Genomic DNA, 21,171 nt, shown 5'->3' with positions numbered 1-21,171 from the left:
AACCGGCCGGACTCACGCTACGCGGACGAAGGACGCTCCCGACAACCAGCTGATGGAGTGGACTTCGGTCTTGTAACCGTCCACGCCGCCGCTAACAACCTGGCCATTGCCGGCGTAGACGCCCACGTGGCCGGCGGTGATGACCAGGTCACCGGCTGCAGGGGTGCCCACCACGGTGCCGTACGCGAAGAATTGGGTGGGTGCCAGGTCTCCCACGCTCTTGCCCACCGAGCGCAGTGCCTTCTCCACCATGGCGGTGCAGTCCTGCTGAACGCCGAGCTGCGAATAGGCGGAAGCCAGGATGGCAGCGCCGAGCGAGCCGGACGGTGCCTGCGCCGCCGGGGCGGCAGTGGAAGCCAGCTGGACGCCGGTGTTGGCCGGGGCAGTGGGCGCTGCGGCTGCCTTCGCCACCGGAGCCGGAGCCGGAGCAGTGTAGCCGGCACCCGGGATCTGGATCTGGTCACCGGGGTAGATGATGGTGGTCAGCGACAGGCCGTTCACAGCCAGGACGTCGTTCAGGGCCACGCCGTAGGCGGCGGAAATTGCGCCCAGGGTGTCGCCTGAGACGACCGTGTGGACGGTGGCTGCGGCGGCCGGAGCGGCAGCCGCGGCCGGTGCAACGGCGGCCGGTGCAGGTGCCGGTGCGCTGGTCTGGCCCTGCACATTGACGGTCCCGGACGAGTCCGGGCCGTGGACGCCGGCCTGCGCCGGGGTGCCAACGCTAAAGAGCAGCCCGGACGCGGCAACTGCGGCAAGTGCGGGCCGGCCGAACGTCAGTGCGCGGGCTTTGGCCGAGGAAGACAGGCCAACCAGGACGGTGGGGCGGACAGAAGTCGCACGATGGCGTGCGGCAGTGGAGTTTTTTGACACGGGTAATCGCCTCTCCCATGCCTGCGGGGTGAGCTGTCGGGTTCGGGTCGGAGACACCCGGCCGGTTACGGCTCCGTACGGGACGGAGCGATATCGACTTAACCCCAAGGCTTCGGAACGAAGCCGTGGAAACGTGGTTCCCCCGTCCCTGCCAGTGAAAGTAACTGGGGTCCCGGTTCAGCGGCAGGGTTCGGCATACTGACGGGAATGCCCCGGCTTGAGCCAGGACACCGCTCGACCATAACCTCTGCTCTTTTGGAATGTCACATTCCGGTAACGGAATGTAGGCCAAAAAGCCACCTTATCTTCGGGTGGGGTTCTTCCGTGTGTGGAATGACGTTGCAGGTCAGGCCCCGATAGCGGCATATGCTGCGAAAGCTGGTGCCGCGTGATGGAAATCACGTAACAAAAGAGGCCGTGTGGCATTTTGATCCTCAGATTGAGGCCTGATGCGTGGTAAAAGAGGCCTGCCCTGCGGCTGCTACGGGAGGGATCTCTGCTGGATAACAATGTTGGACCAGCATCCACTAGGCAAGAGTTTCGCCCGGTAAGCTCACCAACTATGTCCCGGTTTGCTCAAAGAATGAGGCTGCCTGCCGTTGCGGGCCTGCTGGCGGTTGTTTTGGCGGCCCCGCTCGCCACGGCGCCTTCGCATGCCGACGACGATACTCCGCCAGGCGGTTACCCTTCCTGGCAGGACGTGCAAAACGCCAAGCAAAGCGAGGCCGGTAAGGCTGCGGAGGTCACCAGGATCAACGAACTGTTGGGTGGGCTGCAGACGCAGGCTGAGGCACTGGGTGGCGCTGCCGTGACGTCCGCTGCCGAATACGCCGCGGCGGACGCAGCGCTCCAGGCTGCCAGCTCAAGGGTTGACGTCCTCACCGCACAGACTGCACGCGCCACGGCGGAACTCGGGCAGTACAAAAAGGAAATCGGCGCCCTGGCAGCCCAGTCGTACAAGACCGGCGGCACCAATATGGGATTCTTCGTAGCCCTCGACGCCGTCCAGACCAACAGCATCCAGGGTCTGAATATCGTGCAGATCGTCAGCGACAAGACCGCGGCCCTGGTGAACAAATCCGCGGCTGCCGAACGGGTCGCCAGGGCCCTCGCCGATCAGGAAAGGGCAGCGAGGATTGAACGCGAACGGCTGTCAGGGGAAGCCAAGAGCAAGCTCGACGCCGCCCAGGCGGCCCAGCAGGCCATGTCGCGGCAGGTTGCGGAGCAGCAGGAGCACAGCCAGGAACTGACCGCGCAGCTGGCATCCCTCAAGGGCACCACTGCCGCCGTCGAAGGGGAGTTCCGGCAGGGCCAGGCGGCTTTGGCTGCCTACGAGACCGCGCAGGCAGCTAAACGCGCCGCAGCGCAGGAGCAGGCCCGCCAACAGGCCGAGGCGGCGGCCAAGGCCGCGGCCCTGGCCGCCGCCCAGAAGCCGGTAAATCCAGGGCCCGCCGCACCGGCCGGCCCAGCTGCTCCGGCGGAGCCGGCGCCGGCTCCGCCTCCCGCCCCTGGTCCGACGCCGAGCCCGCCGCCCGTCGTCGTCCCTTCCGTTCCTGGCGGTGCCGTCAACGACCCCGCCGGAGCTAAGAGTTACGCTTCGGGCCGGCTGTCCGCCTATGGCTGGGGCCAGGACCAGTTCCTGTGCCTGGCGCAGCTGTGGACCAAGGAATCCAACTGGCTGACCACGGCCACCAACCCCTACTCCGGCGCTTACGGGATCGCCCAGGCGCTGCCCGCCGGGAAGTACGCCAGCGCCGGCAGCGACTGGCTCACCAATTACCGGACGCAGGTCGAGTGGGGCCTCGGGTACATCCGGGACCGTTACACGTCTCCGTGCGGGGCCTGGAACCACTCCGTCCAATACAACTGGTACTGACCCGGCCGGGCGCTGACGCGAAGGCTAGGCGGAGTCCGGTGCTGGTTTGGCAAATTCGGCGGCGCTGACGAATTCAATGCCGACGAAGGCCTGGTCGCCGTCCACCCAGGAGTCATGCCCCGGTGGAATGGTGTAGGAATCACCCGCGGCGTCAAACGGATTACCAGGTGGCATCTGAGGCGCTTACGAGTGACAGCATGCTCCGTTGAGTGCCACTTGTCGAGTCCTGCGAAGGTGCCGCGGCGTAGGCTTTTCCCATGGCTGACTTTGAGCGGTTCCGGATCCTGCTGGAGGAAGAGCGTGCGCGAAAGCTTGCCCTGCTTCCGGCGCTGCGGGCCGACATTTCCTCAGCCAATGCTGCACGCCAGGACTCCAACGTCGACGACGAACACGACCCCGAGGGTGCCACCATCGCCTTCGAGCTGTCCCAGGCCTCGGCCTTGCTACAACAGAGCAGCTCGGGCCTGGCTCAGGTGGAAGCTGCCCTGCAACGAGTTGCCGATGGCACCTACGGCGTGTGCGAGGTATGTGGCGTGCCTATCGCCGAGGGCCGCCTGGAGGCCAGGCCATGGACCCCCTATTGCCTGGAGCATGCCTCCACCGGGCGCCGCTGACGGTAGCCGTGAACCAGACAGTCCTGGATGCCGCGGACTTCATTGATGCCACGCTGCAGAACGAAGGAGCCTGGTACCGGGCGGACGAGGTGGCGTCCCGGATGGGCGGTGCCCTGGGCTCCTATGGTGCGTCGGTGGGGGCGGTCCGGGGAACCGTCCGCGACGCCGGACGGAAGTTCAAGGACCTTGGCCACGATGACGTGGTGGCCTTGGCCTCACTGCTCTGGGGTCAACCAGGTCCCGGCAGGAAGCCCGTCTATGAGCGTCGCCTCGCCGCTGTGGTGCTGCTGCAGTCCCGGGTGGCCATGCTGCTGCACACGGACCTGACCAGGCTCGAGGGCTTTATCAGATCCGCGCACAGCGGTGAGCTGGTAATCCCGCTGATCACCGACGTTGTAGTCCCGCTCCTGAAGGTGCTGGACGGACCTGGCCGGCAGCGCGCCGGCGTCGTGATCACGCGCTGGAGCCAGGACCCCGATGGCTGGATCCGCCACGCAGCATCCCTGACCGCAGAAGTAGCCTGAAACACCTGAGAGAAGGAGACGGAGATGAGCGATCCCTACGACCTCGAGCGTTTTGTCGAGGCTCAAGACCACGGCGGCACCTACAGCCGGGCCTTGGACGAATTGCAGCTGGGCAGGAAGACGGGCCACTGGATGTGGTTCATCTTCCCGCAGATTGCCGGGCTCGGCAGCAGCCCCACGTCGGTTAGGTACGCCATCAATTCGCTGGAAGAAGCGCAGGCCTACTTGAAGCATGATGTCCTGGGCCCGCGGCTGCTGGAGTCCGCAGCCGCCATCGACACCCACGCCGGCCGCTCGGCCACGGACATCCTCGGCGGCATCGACGCCAGGAAGCTGCACTCTTCGATGACACTGTTCCTGCGTGCCGCGCCGGGGGAGACCATCTTCAAGACCGTGCTGGCCGACTTCTTCGACGGGCAGCCGGACCCCGCCACCGACTCCCTTCTGGCGGCTGACAGGGACTGACCGGGCGGACGGACTCTCCCGACCTCCGGGTCAGTCCTTCCGCACCTCCACGAGTTCCACCTGCTGCAGGAGGCCACCGTCAACCACCGCAGTCATGTACGTGCAGACCGGCTGGCGCCGGCGGTCCGTCGGCGAACCGGGATTGAGCAGGCGCAACCCGCGCGGGGTAGTGGTATCCCACGGTATGTGGCTGTGCCCGAAGACCAACACGTCGGCGTCCGGATAGTGCGACTCCGCGCGTTCGCTACGCCCCTTGGCCGGGCCGGTCTCATGCACCATGGCAAACTGCACGCCTTCCAGTGTGACGGCCACCGTTTCCGGAAGCCGCCGGCGGAGTTCCGGCCCGTCGTTGTTGCCGTACACCCCTATGAGGCGCCGGCTTCGCCGCTCAAATTGGTCCAGCAGTTCTGCTGTTACCCAGTCTCCGGCATGGAGCACCACGTCGGCGCTTTCGACGGCGGCCCAGACCTGCGCAGGCAGGTCCCGGGCGCGGTGGGGAACATGGGTGTCGGAGACGAGTACGAGGTGCAGCGGCATGACTGAATCCTGCCACGTTGCCCGGCGCCGGTGGGGTTCGTGGATCCGCGCATTCCCGTCGTTCAGGGTGACATGACCGAGGCTGTCGCGGGCGAGAACTTTGCGTTGGCGTTCCTGGTGTTCAACACCATCGCGAACCTCCTGACCCAGGACCACCAGGTCCGGTGTTTCCAGAATGCCGCCCACCCCACCGCTACATCTGGCCCAGCGAACTCGACCTGATGGCGCAGTTGGCAGGATTTAGGCTGGAATCCAGGTGGGCGGACTGGGACGGCAGCGAATTCGCCGCGGATTCCCGCAGCCACGTCTCGGTGTACCGGCTCACCGACACCTGAGGTCCAAAATGTACCCTGTTACGGCCTGCTGTTGAGTCGTACTCTGGGGCTGGGAGGTGATTGCCATGGAGGCAGCTCAGGGTGACAGGATCATCGTCAGGGGAAGGACCGTCGGGTCGACCGACCGGCACGGTGTCATCCTTGAAGTCAAAGGACAGGAAGGCCATCCGCCTTACCTGGTCCGCTTTGACGACGGCCACGAGACCGTTATGTATCCCGGCGGAGACTTCGCCGTCGACAAGCCACACGGGGAATAGGGCCGCCTGGTTCTGCATGCCGCCGGCAGGTACATGTCAGACTGGAGCCATGGATCATTCCATGACCGCGCACACGTCCGGCACCGACGCCAATAATCCGCACCGTCAGCAACCTCCTGGCAGGACGGGTCCCCGTGATCCCGGCGATGCCTGGGTGGAAGGGGACCTCGGGCGTTTCTGGGGCAGGTTCGGTGCAGCCGGGGTGCTCGCCTACGATCCGGACCGGGGCGTGCTCCTGCAGCACCGCGCCCAATGGAGCCACAACGGCGGAACGTGGGGGCTTCCCGGCGGAGCGCTGCACCAGGGCGAGGATGCAGTTGCAGGAGCGCTGCGGGAGGCCCACGAAGAAGCCGCCGTGCCCGGGGAGAACGTCAGCGTCCTGTTCACGTCCGTGCTGGACGTCGGCTACTGGTCTTACACCACTGTGGTCCTGTTCGTCACGGACCCCTTTGAGCCCGTCATAAGCGACCCCGAAAGCATTGAACTGCTCTGGGTTCCGCTGGCCGAGGTCGACGCCAGGGAACTGCACCCAGGCTTCGCCGCCGCCTGGCCTGGGTTGCGGACGCGCATGCTCTCATTGACGGACGCCCGCCTTTAGGGGCGCCCCAGGCTATTTGGCCGTCAGGTGTCCTGGCCGTACTCCGCGGTGACCAGGATAGGCAGGTGATCGGACTTGCCGCGAGGCAGCGTCTCCACGCTTTCGATGTCCAGGCCCAGGGACGTGGCGAAGTCGAAGTGGCCCTTGAAGACCTTGTAACGGGTGTAGGTCCGCCGATCGCTGAGGGACAGCGCGTAGCCGGAGTCCTTCATGTGGGCATGGAGGTTCTTAGTGAAGAACGGGTAGTTGAAGTCACCCACCATCAGCGTCATGAGTCCGCTGCCCATGCTCAGCAGTTCAGCGTGGGCAGCATGGATCTGGTGCCGCCGCAGGGAGTTGGAGGCGGTGAGCGGAGCGGCGTGGAAGGAACCGATGACCAGTTCGTGCTGGGTTTCATTGTCCACCACACGGGTTCCGATGAGCCGTTCGTGGGCGGGCGCCAGCACGCGGTCGTGCATGGACTTCTTCAGCGCGAAAGACTGCGTGTTGACGGCCGTAAAGCGGCTCGCCCGGTAGTAGATGGCCAGCCCCAGCCGGTTGCCCTTGGTGGTGTCGGCCAGGTGCAGGGGGCCGAGGGTTTCGGGCAGGTCGGCGGAATCGACTTCCTGCAGGCACAGCGCATCGATCTCAAAGTTCCGGGCGAGGGCCAGGAGTTCTCCGCTCGCCTTGTGCTTCCGGAGGTTGTAGCTAATGACGCGCATCGGACACCTCTTCTCGAGGGTTGCTGACAGGACCAGTTCCTGAGTCTACTTTGAACGCACTCTGCAGGTGCCAACATTTCGCCGCGTCCGGGCAAAGCGTCCTGAGCGAACCGATAGAGTTAGTGGCGATTCACCCAGAACCACGGGAAGGGCCAACGTTGACCAGAGATCTGCCCGAACTTGCCGACGGCAACTTCTACTACCAGGCGTTGGGCGGCGGCCGGTTCCGCTCCACCATCCACGCCCAAGGGGCCTGGAACGAGCACGAGCAGCATATGGCCCCAGCCTCCGGCCTGATGGCAGACAGCCTTGAGCGGCACCATCCCCGCGAGGACATGAGGATGGCCCGTCTCAGCTACGAGATCCTGGGGCTGATCCCCGGCGGCGAATTCCACATCGAGACCACCACGCTCCGGCCGGGCAGGACCATCGAGCTGCTGCAGGCCGAACTCATCGCCAACGGCCGGGTGGCCATCCGCGCCACCGCCTGGCGCCTGGTCACCAGCGACACAAGCGCTGTGGCCGCCGTCGAGGACTCCACCATTGCCACGCCGGACGAATGCAAGCCGTACGACGGCGCCAGCGTCTGGCCGGGTGGGTATATCCGGTCCCTGGAAATGCGCGTCGCAGAGGGGCACCGGCCCGGTGCCGGTACGGTCTGGCTTCGGACCGCCCACCCGCTGACCGACGCCGCCGACACCGGAGACCTCGCCCGGCTGATGGGCATGGTGGACACGGCCAACGGGATCGCAGCACGCGTCCCGCCGGGAAAGGACAGCTACGCGTTTCCCAACCTTGACCTGCAGATCCACATGTACCGGCGTCCACAGGGTGAGTGGCTGGGACTGGAGAACGCGGTGTCGTTCGGGACGGACGGAATTGGCCTCACCTCCACGGTTCTGCACGACATCTCCGGGCCGTTCGGCCGTGCCGAACAGATCCTGACGCTGCGCAAGACCTGAGGCGGCCCCCGGGTCCTTCACGGCCGCCCGCGGGCCAGTTAGCCGGTTCCCTCGGCCGGGGTATAAGTCAGTTGGTCCGGAACACGAGCCAGCCCACCAGCGTGGAGAGCCCGGTCAGCACGGCTCCCCAAAGCATGTCCACCACGATGAGCTGCAATGGCCAGGTTTTGAGGGTCGCAGCGTTGGTCAGGTCATAGGTGGCATAAGCGAAGGCGCCCAGCGCGGCGCCGTAGCCGACGGCGGTCAGCCAGCTGCCGCCGTCGAGCGCTGGCCGCAGCGCAAAGAAGACAATTCCCGCGATGTAAATGACATAGAAGGCCACGGCGTAACCTAGGTGTGGTTTGTCCGCCAGCAACTCGCCGATGTGGCTCCGGTAGAACGGGTTCATCAGCTTCAGCCACACGGCGTCAATGGCTGCGAACGCGGCGGCGACAACGAGGAATTGCAATATGACCATAAGGGAGCTTAGCAACATGCAGGATGCCGGAACCGGAGGGCCACACCTCACCGTGGTGCGGCAGGAACGGTCGCTGGGCGCGGCGGAGGACCTTGACCTTGCACTGGACCTGCTGGGCCAGGCAAAGACCGGCCGGATCGGCTCCACCCTCCGCCTGTACCGTCCCGCCCCCACGGTTGCGTTCGGCCAGCGGGACACCAGGCTTCCGGGTTTTGAGGCCGCCGCCCAGGCTTGCCGCAACCGCGGCTTCGAGCCCCTCGTGCGCAAGGCGGGCGGGCGGGCAGCGGCCTACCACCAAGGCACCCTTGTCGTGGACCATATCGAACCCCACGCTGATGCGATCGCCGGCTCCAAGACCCGGTTCGGCTTCTTCGGTGAACTGCTGGCGCAGGCCCTGCGGAGCGCGGGCGTGCAGGCAGCCGTGGGCGAAATCCCGGGGGAATACTGCCCGGGGGAGTTCAGTGTCCACGGCACGGACCCGGCCGACCCGGCGCACCGGGTCAAGCTTGTAGGCACCGCCCAGCGTGTGGTGGCGGGCGGGTGGCTCTTCAGTTCCGTGATCGTTGTGGAGGACTCCGCTCCGATCCGCGGGGTGCTGACCGACAGTTACGCGGCGCTGGGCCTGGACTGGGACCCGGCAACCGCCGGCGCGGCCAACGATCTGGTGCCGGGGCTCGACGTCCAGGCCGTCGAGGATGCGCTGCTGTCCACCTATGCGGGCTACGCCTCCCTCCGGTTCGCCGACTTCAGCAGCTACGCCGGATTGGACAGCGGGACAGCGTAGCCCGCACGGCCGCCTGCCTCCCGGCTGTCAGCGGCCCGGGGCTGTCAGTGGCCCCGGGCGATCCACGCATCCAGGTGGGGCGCCTCGGCACCGATGGTGGTGCTGTCGCCGTGGCCCGTCCGTACCACCGTCTCCGGGGGGAGCGGCAGCAGCCACGACCGGATGGAGTCGATGATCGTGGGGAAGTCGCTGTAGGACCTGCCCGTGGCGCCGGGCCCACCCTGGAACAGCGTGTCACCGGTGAACACGGTGCCTCCGCCGTCGGGCCCATCCGGCAGATGGAAGGATACGGATCCGGGCGAGTGCCCAGGCGTGTGGAGGGCCTTGAGCTTCGCCCCGCCTACCTCGAAGATGTCGCCGTGGCTGATGTGGCGGTCGGGATCCACCTCCGGGTAGACGCTCCGCCAGAGCATCCAGTCACCCTGGTGGAGATGGATGGGCGCCTGCACGAGGTCCCAGAAGTCGCCAACAGACCCGATGTGGTCATCATGGCCGTGGGTGAGCAGGATGGCCTTCAGCGTCCGTCCGCCCACTGCGGCGGCGACGGCCTTGGCGTCGTGCGCAGGGTCGATGACGATGCACTCCTGGTCATCGCCCACAATCCAGACGTTGTTCTCCACGTCCCAGGTGCCGCCGTCGAGCGAAAACGTCCCCGACGTAACCAGCCGGTCGATCCGAAGGCTCACAGCTCCACCACCGAACGCAGCACGGAACCGGAATGCATCTTGTCGAAGGCTTCCTCCACCTGGTCGATGGTGATCCGTTCGGTGACGAAGGCGTCGAGGTCCAGCTTCCCCTGCCTGTAGAGGCTGATGAGCATCGGGAAGTCCCGCGACGGGAGACAATCGCCGTACCAGGACGACTTCAGCGACCCGCCCCGGCCGAAAAGATCCAGCAGCGGGAGTTCCAGCGTCATCTCTGGCGTAGGGACGCCAACCAGCACCACGGTTCCGGCGAGATCGCGTGCGTAGAACGCCTGTTTGTAGGTTTCGGGACGTCCGACGGCGTCAATCACCACGTCTGCGCCGTAGCCCCCGGTGAGCTCGCGGATCTTTTCCACCGGATCGGTGTCCGAAGAATCAACGGTGTGGGTGGCGCCTAGTTCCCGGGCGCGCTCCAGCTTCTTCGCGTCAATGTCGACGGCAATGATCGTGCTGGCGCCGGCGAGCGCGGCGCCGGCGATGGCGGCCACACCCACGCCGCCGCAGCCGATGACGGCCACTGAGTCGCCGCGTTTGACGCCGCCGGTGTTGATGGCGGCGCCAATCCCAGCCATGACGCCGCAGCCGAGCAGTCCGACGGCGGCAGCATCGGCGTCGGGGTCTACCTTGGTGCACTGCCCGGCGGCCACCAGGGTCTTTTCGGTGAAGGCGCCAATGCCCAGGGCAGCGGACAGTTCAGTGCCGTCCTCCAGGGTCATTTTCTGGGTCGCGTTGTGCGTGTTGAAGCAGTACTGCGCCTCGCCGCGGTTGCACGCACGGCAGTTGCCGCAGACGGCGCGCCAGTTCAGCACCACGCGGTCGCCGGCGGCCACGTCCGTGACGTCCGGGCCCACTGCTGAGACAACTCCGGTGGCCTCGTGGCCCAGCAGGAAGGGGAAGTCGTCGCTGATGCCGCCGAGCTTGTAATGCAGGTCAGTGTGGCAGACGCCGGAAGTGATGATGTCCACCAGGGCCTCACCTGGTCCCGGATCCGGGACCAGGATGGTTTCCAGCGTGACCGGGGCCCCCTTGGAACGGGCTACGACACCTTTGACTTTATGGACCATGGAAGGCTCCCTAATGCAGATAGAAAGAACGGGACCAACAGTGAATGTTGGTCCCGTTCTGTCTATCACGCCAGGCCCGGGGGTGTCCGGTCCGGCACTAGGCAGCCAGGCGGCTCTTGACCTCAGCGGCTGACGGGTTGGTGGCAGCAGTGCCGTCCGGGAAAAGCACGGTGGGGACGGTCCGGTTGCCGCCGTTGAGCTGCTCCACGAGTTCGGCCGTGCCATCGACTTCCTCGATGTTGATTTCCGTGTAGCCGATGCCCTGCGCGTCCAGCTGCTTCTTGAGCCGGTTGCAGTAGCCGCACCAGGTGGTGGAAAACATGGTGATGGTGCCGTTCTCGGGGGTAAAGTCCACGGAGCTCTCCTAAATCAGTAAGGGGGTTCGTTCCCATCAACGGTAACCCGCGGCCCACTATTCCCCGGAGCCGATGGCCCCGGATGACAGTGAATAGCAGTAATGGCATGCTGGTGCCATGTGTGGACGCTATGTGATGGCACGTGCCGTGGGGGACCTGCTGGCTGAATTCGATGCCCAGCTCGAGGAGCACGTCGAGTTGCCGCCGTCGTGGAATGTGGCGCCAACCGATGACGTTCCCATAGTCCTGGAGCGCCTGATTGACGACTCCACCGTCCGCCAGTTGCACGTGGCCCGCTGGGGCCTGGTTCCGTCCTGGGCCAAAGACCCGGGCATCGGGTCCAAAATGATCAATGCCCGCTCCGAAACGGTCCTGGAGAAGCCCGCGTTCCGCAAAGCCGTCCAGTCACGCCGCTGCGCTGTCCCGGCGGATGGCTACTACGAGTGGAAACAAGGCACAGGTAAGGCGAAGCAGCCCTACTACGTGCACCCGGGCGAAGGCAGCGGGCTGGTGTTCGCCGGCCTGTACGAATGGTGGAAGGATCCGTCGAAGGCCGAGGGCGAGCCGGGGCGGTGGCTGCTCTCCACCTCCATCCTGACCGCTGACACACCGCCGCCGGGATCGGAGTCAACTGTCTTCGGCAAGCTCACCGCCCTGCACGACCGTGTGCCGCTGCCCATGGACCGGGCCACCATGGAGTCGTGGATCGACCCGCACATTGACGATGCAGCCTTCCTGGTGGACCTGGTCCGCGCCCATGTGAAGGATGTGGCAGGGGACTGGCGCGTGGATTCTGTTGGCCGGGAAGTGGGAAACGTCCGCAACAATTCCCCGGAACTCATCCGTCCCGTCGAGGCGCTGTTCTAAGCCAAGCCGTTCGTTCGTTGACCCATCCCCTGACCCGGGTGCGGCGGGGGTTCCTGACTCCTAGACGGTGACCTTGCCGGCGTCGTCCACTGCCCACGTGGGGTTGTAGGCAATTTCCCAGCGGAAGCCGTCCGGGTCCGCGAAGTAGCCGCTGTACCCGCCCCACGGCTGGGTGACCGGCTCCGCAACGATACTCGCCCCGGCAGCAGCGGCTTCGGCCATGACCCGGTCCACTTCTTCCGTGCTGGCCAGGTTGTGGCTGAGCGTGATGCAGGGGACCGGCCCTGGCGCATCAACTCCGGCCTCGGCCTGCATTTGGCCGGCATTCCACAGGGAGAGGATGAGTCCGTGGTTGACCTGGATGAATAACACGTCATCAGGGAATTCCTTGTGCACGGGCCAGCCAAGGCCTTCGGCATAGAAGCGGCGGGAGGCGGCTACGCTGCGTACACCTAGTGAGATGAAGTCGACTCTGGGCTGCATGCTTCGATACTGTCAGAAGATGGCGACAATTCAAGGAAACGATAGGGACGCGCTGGCCGACAAGGAACAGCTCGCCGCCGTGCGGATTGCAGTCGACGAGGTGGATGACCAGATCGTCACCCTCATTGCCCGGCGCGAACGGCTGATCAGGATTGCCGGAACCCTCAAGGGGGACGACGCCGAAGTCCGGGCCCCTGGCCGGGTGGAGCGGATCATCGAACACGTCCGGTCCGCCGCGGAAAAGAAGGACATCGATCCGGACATTGTGGAGTCAACGTACCGGGCCATGATCTCGGGATTCATCGAACTCGAGCTGAAGGTCCATAAAGAAAACAGCTGATACTGTCCCCAGCAGTCCCGAGCTGTTCCCAGAAATTCCAAGGCGCCCTGCCACCGGATTTGTTCCGGCAGGGCGCCTGCTCTTTTCCCTGGTTAGAGTGATTCCTCGACGGCGATGCCGGACTGGAATTCCCGGCCGTCGGCCTCACTGAACGCAGACATGATGTGTCCCTTGCCCAGCCCGTGGATAGCATCCATGGGGAAGACTCCGGTAATGGTGCTGCCCGAATGCGTGACTCCGCTGAGGTCGTAGTTCTCCTCGGTTCCCTGTTCATGGCTGAACGAGTAGAAGGCGATCGCCTCCCCGTTCATGAATTCAATGCCCAGCCGTCTTTGCGATGAGTAGTCAGGGCTGGCGGCCATAAGCCCCACCACGTACGCACCCGAGCCCGGGATGTTGCCTTCAATATCAAAAGTGGCCAGGAGCGTGGAGTCCTGGGCTTTGATGCTTACCTGCTTCAGGAGTGCGTCATTGGTGCTCATGCCACCATCCTGCTACCTGCCGTCCCGTCCGTCCACCCCTGTCTAGGTTTTGCCGGGGCACCGGCGTAGACTGGATTTGTTCGAATATGTATTCGAACAGCCGTGTTCGAAACCCCGGGATGACTCGTCCCCGGGCAACGGTTCATTCAGTTCCGGGAGGCGCCCTTGGGCATGTTCAGCGAAACAGTTGACGTCCTTTGCAGCGCATCCGGACAGCCGGTGTCCCTCCAGTGGGCAGGGCAGCACTACACCGTCTGCGCCGAACCTGTCCGGTGGTTCGAACGCAGGCAGTGGTGGGCCGAGGAAAGCCGCGCACCCCTGGGAAGCGGGCCGGGGCTGGTGGACCACGAAATCTGGCGGGTCCAGGTGCGGGCAGAACCAGCTGAAACCGGCCACCTGAAGCAAGAAACCCTCACCCTGGACCTGAGCCGCCACCTCGGAAGCGGCCGCTGGCGGCTGCTCCGGATCCATGACGCAATCCAACCCAGAACAGCATGACCTTCACACACCTCCACGTTTCCACAGCCTTCAGCGCCCACTACGGGGTGTCCTGGCCGGACGAACTTGCCCAGGTTGCTGCCTCAGACGCCGCCACCGCCCTCGCCTGCACTGACCGGGACGGCCTGTACGGCACCGTCAAACACCTCAAGGCCTGCATGGCAGCAGGGATTGACCCCATCGTGGGTGTTGACCTTGCGGTGTTCGACGACGACGGCGACCACCGAACCCAGCTTGCCGGACGGGTGGTGGTCCTCGCCCGTGGCCACAACAGCGGTGCGGGCTATCGTGCGCTGTGCCGGCTCGTGTCCGACGCCCATGCCCGGACCTCCGGCAAAGCCGGGGGAGCAGTGCCGGTAGCCGTCACCCGCGCCGAACTCGCCTCCCGGACGCTTGATCCGAAAACCCTGAAGCCGGTCCTGACTGTGCTTATCGGCCCGGATTCCGACGTCGGACGTGCCATGGGCGGGCGGCGGTACCTGCGTCCCCGCACCCTCTTCAAACGCTGGCTTGATGCCATGCCGCGAGGAACCATGGTCGCCGAAGTGGTTTCCCAGCTGAGCTCGCCGGGCTCACCACTGAGCACAGCCCACGCGGTGCGGATGCTCAAACTTGCGGAGGAGCACCAGGTCCCGGCAGTGCTCACCAATGCCGTCCGGTACTGCGCCGAGGACGGCGCCGCCACGGCTGACGTCCTGGACTCGGCCCGCACACTGAAGTCACTGCCTGAACTGGCCGCAGAACCCCTCCTTCAGCCCAACGGGCAAGCCTGGCTGAAATCGTCCGCCCAAATGCTCCAGCTGGGCAAGGAAATCATCGGCGCCGCAGGATACGGTGCGGCGGACCTCAAACAGCTCATGGCGCAGACAGAAGCGCTCGCCGACCTCTGCCGGATTGACCCCGTAACTGACATGGGCTGGAAGCAGCCCGTAGTCCCTGAAGCCTCGGTCATCGGTATCAGCCAGGACCCGCACCTTGAGCTGGTCCAGCGCTGCGAGGCCGGTATCGGCAAGAGGTTTCCCGGCGTATCCGGAACCGCCGAAAAGGAAATGCGCTCGCGGCTGGAGCACGAACTGGGGATCATCCGAAACCTTGGGTTCTCCTCCTACTTCCTGACTGTTGCCGAGGTTTCCCGGATGATCATTGACATGGGAGTCCGCGCCGCCGCCCGGGGTTCAGGAGCTTCCAGCCTGGTCAACTACCTCATCGACGTCAGCCAGGTGAACCCCCTGCAGCATGACCTGATCTTCGAACGGTTCCTGTCCCAGGACCGGGCCACCCTGCCGGACATCGACATCGATGTTGAAAGCGCTGAGCGGCACAACGTATACCGGAGGATCTTTGACCGCTTCGGTGCCGAGCGCGTCACGCTGATGAGCATGCAGAACGGCTACCGTGCGCGCGGCGCTGTCCGGGATGCCGGCATGGCCCTGGGCATGGACGAGGGCGATGTTGGGGAGATCGCCAAGCAGCTGTGGCGTTTTTCGGCCCGCAAGTTCCGCGAAGCGCTGGTGGAGAAACCTGAACTGCGCGAGTTCGCCGGCAGGGTGGAGCAACGGGAGTTCGCCGAAAACCAGCAGCTTGACCTGCTGGTGGACCTCACGGAACGGTTGGACCGGCTTCCCAGGCATATTTCCATGCACCCGTGCGGGGTAATCCTTGGTGACGCCACGCTCCTGGACCGTACCCCTGTGCAGCCCAGCGGACTGGGATTGCCCATGAGCCAGTTCGACAAACATGACATGGACCCCATGGGGATGCTCAAGCTGGACGTTTTGGGGGTCAGGATGCAAAGTGCCATGGCCTTCGCTGTCCGTGAGGTCATCCGGCTTCATCCCTCCAAAGCCGAAGTGGTTGCTGCGGGGGCACACCCAACGGGTCCGGAGGGAACTGGCCCGGACTATATCGCCCATAATGGCCTTATCAACCTCAACGCCGTGCCGCTGGACGACGAACCAACCTATGAACTGATCCGCAGCACCCACACCCTGGGATGCTTCCAGATCGAGTCGCCGGGCCAGCGGGAGCTCATTGGCAAGATGGCGCCGCGCGAATTTAACGACCTCATCATCGACATTTCGTTGTTCCGCCCGGGACCCATGAAATCGGACATGGTGCGCCCGTTCCTTGAACACCGCCACGGTTTTGCACCGGAGGTGTACCCCCACCCGGACCTGAAACCGGTTCTGCAGGAAACCCATGGCGTCACCGTCTTCCACGAACAGATCCTGAAGACCTTCGACGTCATGACGGGGTGCGGACTTGCCCGGGCGGACGAATTCCGGCGCGCCCTGGGCAACGAGGCACTCGAACCGAAGGTGGAGGAATTCTTCCGGAAGGAAGCCCGGGCAAAAGGATATTCACCGGATGTCGTGGACAAGGTGTGGGGCACTTTGAAGGCCTTCGGAAGTTTCGGCTTCTGCAAAGCGCACGGTGCCGCCTTTGCCGTACCCACTTACCAGTCCGCCTGGCTGAAGGCGCATCACCCGGAGGCTTTCCTCGCCGGGCTGTGGGAGCACGATCCCGGGATGTATCCCAAGCGGCTCCTGGTCGCCGAAGCCCGCAGGCTGGGCATCCCCATCCTGCCCCTTGACATCAACCGGAGCCAGGCCGAATACCGGGTGGAACGCGTGGGGCAGGGGCAGGACCGCGGCAAACTTGGGATCAGGCTGAGCCTAAAGGGCATTTACGGACTCTCCGGGGCCGAGCTCAAACGTATCGTGGCAGGGCAGCCGTATGACTCGCTGGCTGACCTGCGGGCGCGGTCCCGGCTGAGCAAACCCAGCATCAAGAGGCTGGCACAGCTTGGTGCCTTTGATTCCCTGCACCGTGAATCCGGTGGCGCGGCCAACCGTGCAGACCTCGTCCAGCACCTGCAAAGGATGCAGTCAGCGGGAAGTGCACGGAAGGGCATCGAGGTTATTGAGGGACAACTGTCCTTGCCACTGGGTGACGTGGAACTTCGAAACGTCAAGCCCGGCCTTCCTGCGCCAACACTCGTGGATAACGTCCGGGCTGAGCTGGACCTGATGGCCATTGATGCCAGCGGGCACCTGATGGACAGCCACCGTCCCATGCTGGACAGGCTCGGCGTCACCACCTCGGACAAGCTCCTGGGCCTGCGCAACGGCACTGAAGTGCTGGTTGCGGGGGTGCGCATCGCCACTCAGACCCCGCCCATGCGTGGTGGGCGCCGCGTGGTTTTCATCAGTATCGACGACGGCACCGGCTGTATCGACTCTGTCTTCTTCCACGAAGCGCAGGAACAGGCAGGACTGCTGCTGTTCGGCACCAGGCTGCTGCTTATCCGCGGCACCACCAGGCGGACAGGTCCCCGGGGAATCAGCCTCAGCGCCAACATGGCCTGGGACCTGAGCCGGGTGGAGACCCTCCCGTTCCCGGCCTCCAGCCCCGAGACAACCGATGTACCCCATCCCCTGGACGGAATCAACCGCAGCCTGGCCATCACCGGGATGGGTGGCTGAGCCGCTCCACCCCAGCCAAACGAGGCCCCCGGGGACTGCGGGTCCCGTTGGTCGGCCCCTTGGGAAACCGATAGCATTGACGATGGCTGGCTGTGGTCCCCGTACGCCACAAGCTATGAAGCCTTAACTTTGAATAGGAGACACCCGTGTCAGATGCCCAGCAGATCACCCTCATCGTCGATGGCGAAGAGACCAAGGTGACTACCGGGACAACCGGTGCGGAACTCTTCTTTGAGCGCCGCGACGTTGTTGTAGCCCGCGTCAACGGCGAGCTGAAGGACCTGGACCAGGAGCTGCCCGAAGGCGCCGACATCGAGGGCGTCACCATCGATTCCCCTGACGGCCTGAACGTCCTGCGCCACTCCACCGCCCATGTCATGGCCCAGGCCGTGCAGCAGCTGCGCCCTGAGGCCAAACTGGGTATCGGTCCCTACATCACCGACGGCTTCTATTTCGACTTCGACGTCGCGGAACCGTTCACCCCCGAGGACCTCAAGACCCTCGAGAAGATGATGCTTAAGATCATCAACCAGAACCAGAAGTTCGTCCGCCGTGTGGTCTCCGAGGACGAGGCCCGCGAATCAATGAAGAATGAGCCCTACAAGCTCGAACTTCTGGGCAAGAAGAACCAGGCTGCCGAGGCGGGCGAGGGCGTAAACGTCGAGGTCGGCGCCGGCGATATCACCATCTACGACAACGTCGAGCGCAAAGAGGGCACCACTGTATGGTGCGACCTCTGCCGCGGCCCGCACCTGCCCAACACCAAGCTCATCTCCAACGCCTTCGCGCTCACCCGGTCCTCCTCCGCGTACTGGCTGGGCAACCAGAAGAACCAGCAGCTGCAGCGCATTTACGGCACCGCCTGGCCCACCAAGGACGCGCTGAAGGCCTACCAGGAGCGCATCGCGGAGGCAGAGCGGCGTGACCACCGCAAGCTCGGCGTCGAACTTGACCTCTTCTCTTTCCCGGACGAGCTGGGCTCCGGCCTGCCGGTGTTCCACCCCAAGGGCGGCATCATCCGCAAGGAGATGGAGGACTACTCGCGGCAGCGCCACGTCGACGCCGGATACGAGTTCGTCTACACCCCGCACATCACCAAGGGCCATCTGTACGAAGTCTCGGGCCACCTGGACTGGTACAAGGAGGGCATGTTCCCGGCCATGCGCGTGGATGAGGAACTCAACGCTGACGGTACTATCCGCAAGCCGGCCCAGGACTACTACCTGAAGCCGATGAACTGCCCTATGCACAACCTGATCTTCCGCTCCCGTGGACGTTCCTACCGCGAACTGCCGCTGCGGCTCTTCGAATTCGGTTCCGTGTACCGCTACGAAAAGTCCGGCGTGGTGCACGGCCTGACCCGCGTCCGCGGCATGACCCAGGACGACGCCCACATCTACTGCACCCGCGAGCAAATGAAGGACGAACTCACCAAGACCCTGACGTTCGTGCTGGACCTGCTCAAGGATTACGGCCTGAACGACTTCTACCTGGAGCTCTCCACCAAGGACCCTGAGAAGTACGTGGGTGAGGATGCCGCATGGGAGGAAGCCACCCGGACACTCGCCGAAGTGGCAGAGGAATCCGGCCTGGAACTGGTAGCGGATCCGGGCGGAGCAGCCTTCTACGGACCGAAGATTTCCGTCCAGGCCAAGGACGCACTGGGCCGTACGTGGCAGATGTCCACTATCCAGCTGGACTTCAACCTGCCCGAACGCTTCGAGCTGGAATTCCAGGCAGCCGACGGCACCCGCCAGCGTCCGGTGATGATCCACCGTGCGCTGTTCGGTTCCATCGAACGGTTTATGGGTGTCCTCACCGAGCACTACGCCGGCGCGTTCCCCGCGTGGCTTTCCCCTGTCCAGGTAGTGGGCATCCCGGTAGCCGAAACGTTCAACGAATACATGTTCGACGTCGTTGACCAGCTCAAGGCGGTGGGCATCCGCGCCGAGGTGGATACGTCGTCGGACCGGTTCCCGAAGAAGATCCGCACTGCCAGCAAGGACAAGATCCCGTTCGTCCTGATCGCCGGGGGCGACGACGCCGAGGCAGGCGCAGTGTCTTTCCGCTTCCGTGACGGAAGCCAGGACAACGGTGTGCCGGTGGCCGAGGCCGTCAAGCGGATCACAGAAGCCGTCCGTAACCGGACCAGCTAGCGGAAACGGATAAGAATACGGTGCAGGAGAACACAGGCGCAGGGCATCCAGGCGATTCCGGCGTGACCGACGACTTTGACCTCGCCGGTGTCCCGGATGCCTTCCAGCGCCTGTGGACTCCGCACCGGATGGCGTACATCAAGGGCGGCCAGCACCAGTTCAAGAATGAAAACGACTGCCCGTTCTGCGTGGGCCCCGGCCGGAGCGATGAGGAAGCCCTCATCGTCTACCGGGGGAAGACCTGTTATGTGGTGCTGAACCTGTTCCCGTACAACCCCGGCCACCTCCTGGTTTGCCCCTACCGGCATGTGCCGGACTACACAGACCTCACGTTGGAGGAGACCGCCGAGTTCGCCGAGCTGACGCAGACCGCGATGAAAGTGCTGCGCAAGGTGTCGAACCCTGGAGGCTTCAACCTGGGCATGAACCAAGGTGTCGTGGGCGGCGCAGGGATCGCGGCGCACCTGCATCAGCACATCGTTCCCCGGTGGGGCGGGGACGGTAATTTCTTCCCGATCATCGCCCAGACTAAAGCCATCACCCAGACCCTCGACGAGGTGCGCCGGCAGGTGGCCGAGGCCTGGCCCGGGGAGACGGATGCTGAATAGGCACGCGCGCGGTTTCTTCACCGCGCTGTTTACACCGCTTGCCCGCTGGCTCCTGAAAATTGGTGTTTCCCCCGACGCCGTCACGGTGGTAGGTACGGTTGGCGTGGTGTCCGGCGCCCTGGTTTTCTACCCGCTCGGCCAGCTGTGGTGGGGAACGCTGTTCATTACAGCCTTTATCTTCTCCGATGTGCTGGACGGCATCATGGCCAGGATGCGGGACACCGGCGGGCGGTGGGGGAATTTCCTGGACTCCACGCTTGACAGGATCGCCGACGGTGCACTGTTTGCAGGCCTCGCCATCTGGTTCTTCACCGGTGGCGCGGACCTGGTGATCGGCATTGGAGCGATGGTCTGCCTTGTCCTGGGGATGGTGGTCTCCTACGCGCGTGCCAAGGCCGAATCATTGGGCTTTACCGCAAACGTGGGGATCGCCGAACGCGCCGAACGGCTTGTTTCGGTGCTGGTCGTTACAGGATTCACCGGTCTGGGCCTGCCTCTTATTGTCCTGCAGGCAACCCTCGCAGTGCTTGCCGTTGCCAGCCTCGTCACGGTGATCCAACGCATCGTTTCGGTCCGGCGCCAGTCCCTGGCCGGAGCGGCAACAACGGATGAAGCCTGATTAAGCCCGCCGCCCGCAGTGGGACTAGTATTAGGACTGCCCGGTCAATGGATCCGGCAATCCGGTGCGTGTTCATTTCGGCTTTGTGCCGCCCTCACGCCCGGCGAAGGTCATCTATCTACCCATAGGGGTTTTTGTGTCTACACCTGATGTAAGCAGCGAAGCCGGTTCGTCCGCGAACAGCGTCACGGGCAGCAGCCGTGTGAAGCGCGGCATGGCTGAGATGCTCAAGGGCGGCGTCATCATGGACGTCGTCAACGTCGAACAGGCCCGCATCGCCGAAGACGCCGGTGCCGTGGCAGTGATGGCGCTGGAGCGCGTTCCGGCCGATATCCGTGCCCAGGGCGGCGTGTCCCGCATGTCCGATCCCGACATGATCGACAAGATCATCGACGCCGTGTCCGTGCCGGTCATGGCCAAGGCACGGATCGGCCACTTCGTCGAAGCCCAGATCCTGCAGTCCCTGGGCGTGGACTACATTGACGAGTCCGAGGTCCTGACCCCGGCCGACTACATCAACCACATCGAC

The 21,171-nt window shown here is 64.6% G+C and carries 25 protein-coding genes, 2 pseudogenes and 1 riboswitch; of the genes and pseudogenes, 17 read left to right on the top strand and 10 right to left on the bottom strand.

Features of this window, described 5'->3' with window-relative positions:
• Nucleotides 1-12: 12 nt before the first annotated feature.
• A complete protein-coding gene (locus V9L18_RS15910; RefSeq protein WP_337348137.1) occupies nucleotides 13-870 on the bottom strand; it encodes a C40 family peptidase in 858 nt (285 codons plus the stop codon).
• A gap of 3 nt (nucleotides 871-873) precedes the next feature.
• Nucleotides 874-1,075, bottom strand: a riboswitch (cyclic di-AMP (ydaO/yuaA leader).
• Nucleotides 1,076-1,453: 378 nt separating this feature from the next.
• Between V9L18_RS15910 and V9L18_RS15905 the strand changes: the two genes are divergently transcribed.
• Nucleotides 1,454-2,746, top strand: coding sequence for a lytic transglycosylase domain-containing protein (locus V9L18_RS15905; RefSeq protein ID WP_337348136.1), 1,293 nt, complete (start codon nucleotides 1,454-1,456; stop codon nucleotides 2,744-2,746).
• Between the two features lie 24 nt (nucleotides 2,747-2,770).
• Here the strand turns inward: V9L18_RS15905 and V9L18_RS15900 are convergent, their stop codons facing one another.
• Nucleotides 2,771-2,920: a hypothetical protein gene (locus V9L18_RS15900; protein WP_337348135.1), complete on the bottom strand. Its 150-nt coding sequence runs from the start codon at nucleotides 2,918-2,920 to the stop codon at nucleotides 2,771-2,773.
• An 83-nt stretch (nucleotides 2,921-3,003) separates the two neighbouring features.
• Between V9L18_RS15900 and V9L18_RS15895 the strand changes: the two genes are divergently transcribed.
• From V9L18_RS15895 to V9L18_RS15885, 3 genes are read left to right on the top strand one after another with little or no spacing between them, the layout of a single operon-like run.
• Nucleotides 3,004-3,360 carry a TraR/DksA family transcriptional regulator gene (locus V9L18_RS15895; RefSeq protein ID WP_337348133.1) on the top strand — a complete coding sequence of 119 codons (357 nt, stop codon included), beginning with the start codon at nucleotides 3,004-3,006 and terminating at the stop codon, nucleotides 3,358-3,360.
• A complete protein-coding gene (locus V9L18_RS15890; RefSeq protein ID WP_337348132.1) occupies nucleotides 3,315-3,884 on the top strand; it encodes a DNA alkylation repair protein in 570 nt (189 codons plus the stop codon). Before V9L18_RS15895 ends, V9L18_RS15890 begins: the two co-directional genes overlap by 46 nt.
• 24 nt (nucleotides 3,885-3,908) lie before the next feature.
• The gene (locus V9L18_RS15885) at nucleotides 3,909-4,349 is read left to right on the top strand and encodes a DUF1810 domain-containing protein (RefSeq protein ID WP_337348131.1); all 441 of its coding nucleotides are present in this window, start codon (nucleotides 3,909-3,911) and stop codon (nucleotides 4,347-4,349) included.
• Nucleotides 4,350-4,379: 30 nt separating this feature from the next.
• Here the strand turns inward: V9L18_RS15885 and V9L18_RS15880 are convergent, their stop codons facing one another.
• Nucleotides 4,380-4,886, bottom strand: a complete 507-nt coding sequence (locus V9L18_RS15880; protein ID WP_337348130.1) for a metallophosphoesterase family protein — start codon at nucleotides 4,884-4,886, stop codon at nucleotides 4,380-4,382.
• Between the two features lie 42 nt (nucleotides 4,887-4,928).
• On the opposite strand from V9L18_RS15880, the pseudogene V9L18_RS15875 reads away from it, so the two are divergent.
• From V9L18_RS15875 to V9L18_RS15865, 3 genes and pseudogenes are all read left to right on the top strand, one after another.
• Nucleotides 4,929-5,221, top strand: a pseudogene (locus V9L18_RS15875) (SAM-dependent methyltransferase); the annotation flags it as partial.
• Nucleotides 5,222-5,286: 65 nt separating this feature from the next.
• Entirely contained in the window at nucleotides 5,287-5,478 is a 192-nt protein-coding gene (locus tag V9L18_RS15870; protein WP_337348129.1) for a DUF1918 domain-containing protein, read from the top strand.
• Nucleotides 5,479-5,539: 61 nt separating this feature from the next.
• Nucleotides 5,540-6,076 carry an NUDIX hydrolase gene (locus tag V9L18_RS15865; protein ID WP_337348128.1) on the top strand — a complete coding sequence of 179 codons (537 nt, stop codon included), beginning with the start codon at nucleotides 5,540-5,542 and terminating at the stop codon, nucleotides 6,074-6,076.
• 23 nt (nucleotides 6,077-6,099) lie between these two features.
• Here the strand turns inward: V9L18_RS15865 and V9L18_RS15860 are convergent, their stop codons facing one another.
• Nucleotides 6,100-6,777, bottom strand: coding sequence for an endonuclease/exonuclease/phosphatase family protein (locus V9L18_RS15860; RefSeq protein ID WP_337348127.1), 678 nt, complete (start codon nucleotides 6,775-6,777; stop codon nucleotides 6,100-6,102).
• A gap of 158 nt (nucleotides 6,778-6,935) precedes the next feature.
• Between V9L18_RS15860 and V9L18_RS15855 the strand changes: the two genes are divergently transcribed.
• Complete coding sequence (locus tag V9L18_RS15855; protein ID WP_337348126.1) at nucleotides 6,936-7,739, top strand: thioesterase family protein; 804 nt, start codon at nucleotides 6,936-6,938, stop codon at nucleotides 7,737-7,739.
• A 67-nt stretch (nucleotides 7,740-7,806) separates the two neighbouring features.
• On the opposite strand, the gene V9L18_RS15850 is transcribed toward V9L18_RS15855, so the two are convergent.
• The gene (locus tag V9L18_RS15850) at nucleotides 7,807-8,196 is read right to left on the bottom strand and encodes a DUF2177 family protein (protein WP_337348125.1); all 390 of its coding nucleotides are present in this window, start codon (nucleotides 8,194-8,196) and stop codon (nucleotides 7,807-7,809) included.
• A gap of 16 nt (nucleotides 8,197-8,212) precedes the next feature.
• Here V9L18_RS15850 and V9L18_RS15845 point away from each other — a divergent pair, with 16 nt between their 5' ends.
• Nucleotides 8,213-8,980: a lipoate--protein ligase family protein gene (locus V9L18_RS15845; protein WP_337348223.1), complete on the top strand. Its 768-nt coding sequence runs from the start codon at nucleotides 8,213-8,215 to the stop codon at nucleotides 8,978-8,980.
• Between the two features lie 44 nt (nucleotides 8,981-9,024).
• Here the strand turns inward: V9L18_RS15845 and V9L18_RS15840 are convergent, their stop codons facing one another.
• The 3 genes from V9L18_RS15840 to V9L18_RS15830 all read right to left on the bottom strand — a co-directional run bounded on the left by V9L18_RS15840 (nucleotide 9,025) and on the right by V9L18_RS15830 (nucleotide 11,103).
• Nucleotides 9,025-9,666 (bottom strand): MBL fold metallo-hydrolase, encoded by a 642-nt coding sequence (locus V9L18_RS15840; protein WP_337348124.1) that lies wholly within the window; start codon nucleotides 9,664-9,666, stop codon nucleotides 9,025-9,027.
• Nucleotides 9,663-10,748 (bottom strand): S-(hydroxymethyl)mycothiol dehydrogenase, encoded by a 1,086-nt coding sequence (locus V9L18_RS15835; protein WP_337348123.1) that lies wholly within the window; start codon nucleotides 10,746-10,748, stop codon nucleotides 9,663-9,665. Before V9L18_RS15835 ends, V9L18_RS15840 begins: the two co-directional genes overlap by 4 nt.
• A 97-nt stretch (nucleotides 10,749-10,845) precedes the next feature.
• Complete coding sequence (locus V9L18_RS15830; RefSeq protein WP_310163639.1) at nucleotides 10,846-11,103, bottom strand: mycoredoxin; 258 nt, start codon at nucleotides 11,101-11,103, stop codon at nucleotides 10,846-10,848.
• A gap of 118 nt (nucleotides 11,104-11,221) precedes the next feature.
• On the opposite strand from V9L18_RS15830, the gene V9L18_RS15825 reads away from it, so the two are divergent.
• Nucleotides 11,222-11,971 carry an SOS response-associated peptidase gene (locus tag V9L18_RS15825; protein WP_337348122.1) on the top strand — a complete coding sequence of 250 codons (750 nt, stop codon included), beginning with the start codon at nucleotides 11,222-11,224 and terminating at the stop codon, nucleotides 11,969-11,971.
• A 60-nt stretch (nucleotides 11,972-12,031) separates the two neighbouring features.
• Here the strand turns inward: V9L18_RS15825 and V9L18_RS15820 are convergent, their stop codons facing one another.
• On the bottom strand, nucleotides 12,032-12,454 hold the full coding sequence (locus tag V9L18_RS15820; RefSeq protein WP_337348121.1) for a VOC family protein: 423 nt from the start codon (nucleotides 12,452-12,454) through the stop codon (nucleotides 12,032-12,034).
• Nucleotides 12,455-12,473: 19 nt separating this feature from the next.
• Here V9L18_RS15820 and V9L18_RS15815 point away from each other — a divergent pair, with 19 nt between their 5' ends.
• Nucleotides 12,474-12,794, top strand: a complete 321-nt coding sequence (locus tag V9L18_RS15815) for a chorismate mutase (RefSeq protein ID WP_337348120.1) — start codon at nucleotides 12,474-12,476, stop codon at nucleotides 12,792-12,794.
• Nucleotides 12,795-12,886: 92 nt separating this feature from the next.
• On the opposite strand, the gene V9L18_RS15810 is transcribed toward V9L18_RS15815, so the two are convergent.
• On the bottom strand, nucleotides 12,887-13,276 hold the full coding sequence (locus V9L18_RS15810) for a hypothetical protein (RefSeq protein ID WP_337348119.1): 390 nt from the start codon (nucleotides 13,274-13,276) through the stop codon (nucleotides 12,887-12,889).
• Between the two features lie 165 nt (nucleotides 13,277-13,441).
• Between V9L18_RS15810 and V9L18_RS15805 the strand changes: the two genes are divergently transcribed.
• The 6 genes and pseudogenes from V9L18_RS15805 to V9L18_RS15780 form a co-directional block, all read left to right on the top strand.
• Complete coding sequence (locus V9L18_RS15805) at nucleotides 13,442-13,774, top strand: DUF6504 family protein (RefSeq protein ID WP_337348118.1); 333 nt, start codon at nucleotides 13,442-13,444, stop codon at nucleotides 13,772-13,774.
• Complete coding sequence (locus V9L18_RS15800; protein WP_337348117.1) at nucleotides 13,771-17,259, top strand: DNA polymerase III subunit alpha; 3,489 nt, start codon at nucleotides 13,771-13,773, stop codon at nucleotides 17,257-17,259. The genes V9L18_RS15805 and V9L18_RS15800 overlap by 4 nt, the downstream gene beginning before the upstream one ends.
• A 146-nt stretch (nucleotides 17,260-17,405) precedes the next feature.
• Nucleotides 17,406-19,415 (top strand): threonine--tRNA ligase, encoded by a 2,010-nt coding sequence (thrS, locus tag V9L18_RS15795; RefSeq protein ID WP_337348116.1) that lies wholly within the window; start codon nucleotides 17,406-17,408, stop codon nucleotides 19,413-19,415.
• Nucleotides 19,416-19,435: 20 nt separating this feature from the next.
• Nucleotides 19,436-20,023 (top strand): HIT family protein, encoded by a 588-nt coding sequence (locus tag V9L18_RS15790; protein WP_337348115.1) that lies wholly within the window; start codon nucleotides 19,436-19,438, stop codon nucleotides 20,021-20,023.
• Nucleotides 20,013-20,642, top strand: coding sequence for a phosphatidylinositol phosphate synthase (gene pgsA / locus V9L18_RS15785; protein WP_337348114.1), 630 nt, complete (start codon nucleotides 20,013-20,015; stop codon nucleotides 20,640-20,642). The genes V9L18_RS15790 and pgsA overlap by 11 nt, the downstream gene beginning before the upstream one ends.
• A gap of 136 nt (nucleotides 20,643-20,778) precedes the next feature.
• A pseudogene (locus tag V9L18_RS15780) lies at nucleotides 20,779-21,171 on the top strand (pyridoxal 5'-phosphate synthase lyase subunit PdxS); the annotation flags it as partial.

Origin of the sequence: Pseudarthrobacter sp. CCNWLW217 (assembly GCF_037203985.1) — a bacterium.
In the GTDB taxonomy this organism is placed as follows: Bacteria; Actinomycetota; Actinomycetes; order Actinomycetales; family Micrococcaceae; genus Arthrobacter.
The sequence above is the reverse complement of the archived record's forward strand: the minus strand, read 5'-3'. Positions and strand labels throughout refer to the sequence as shown.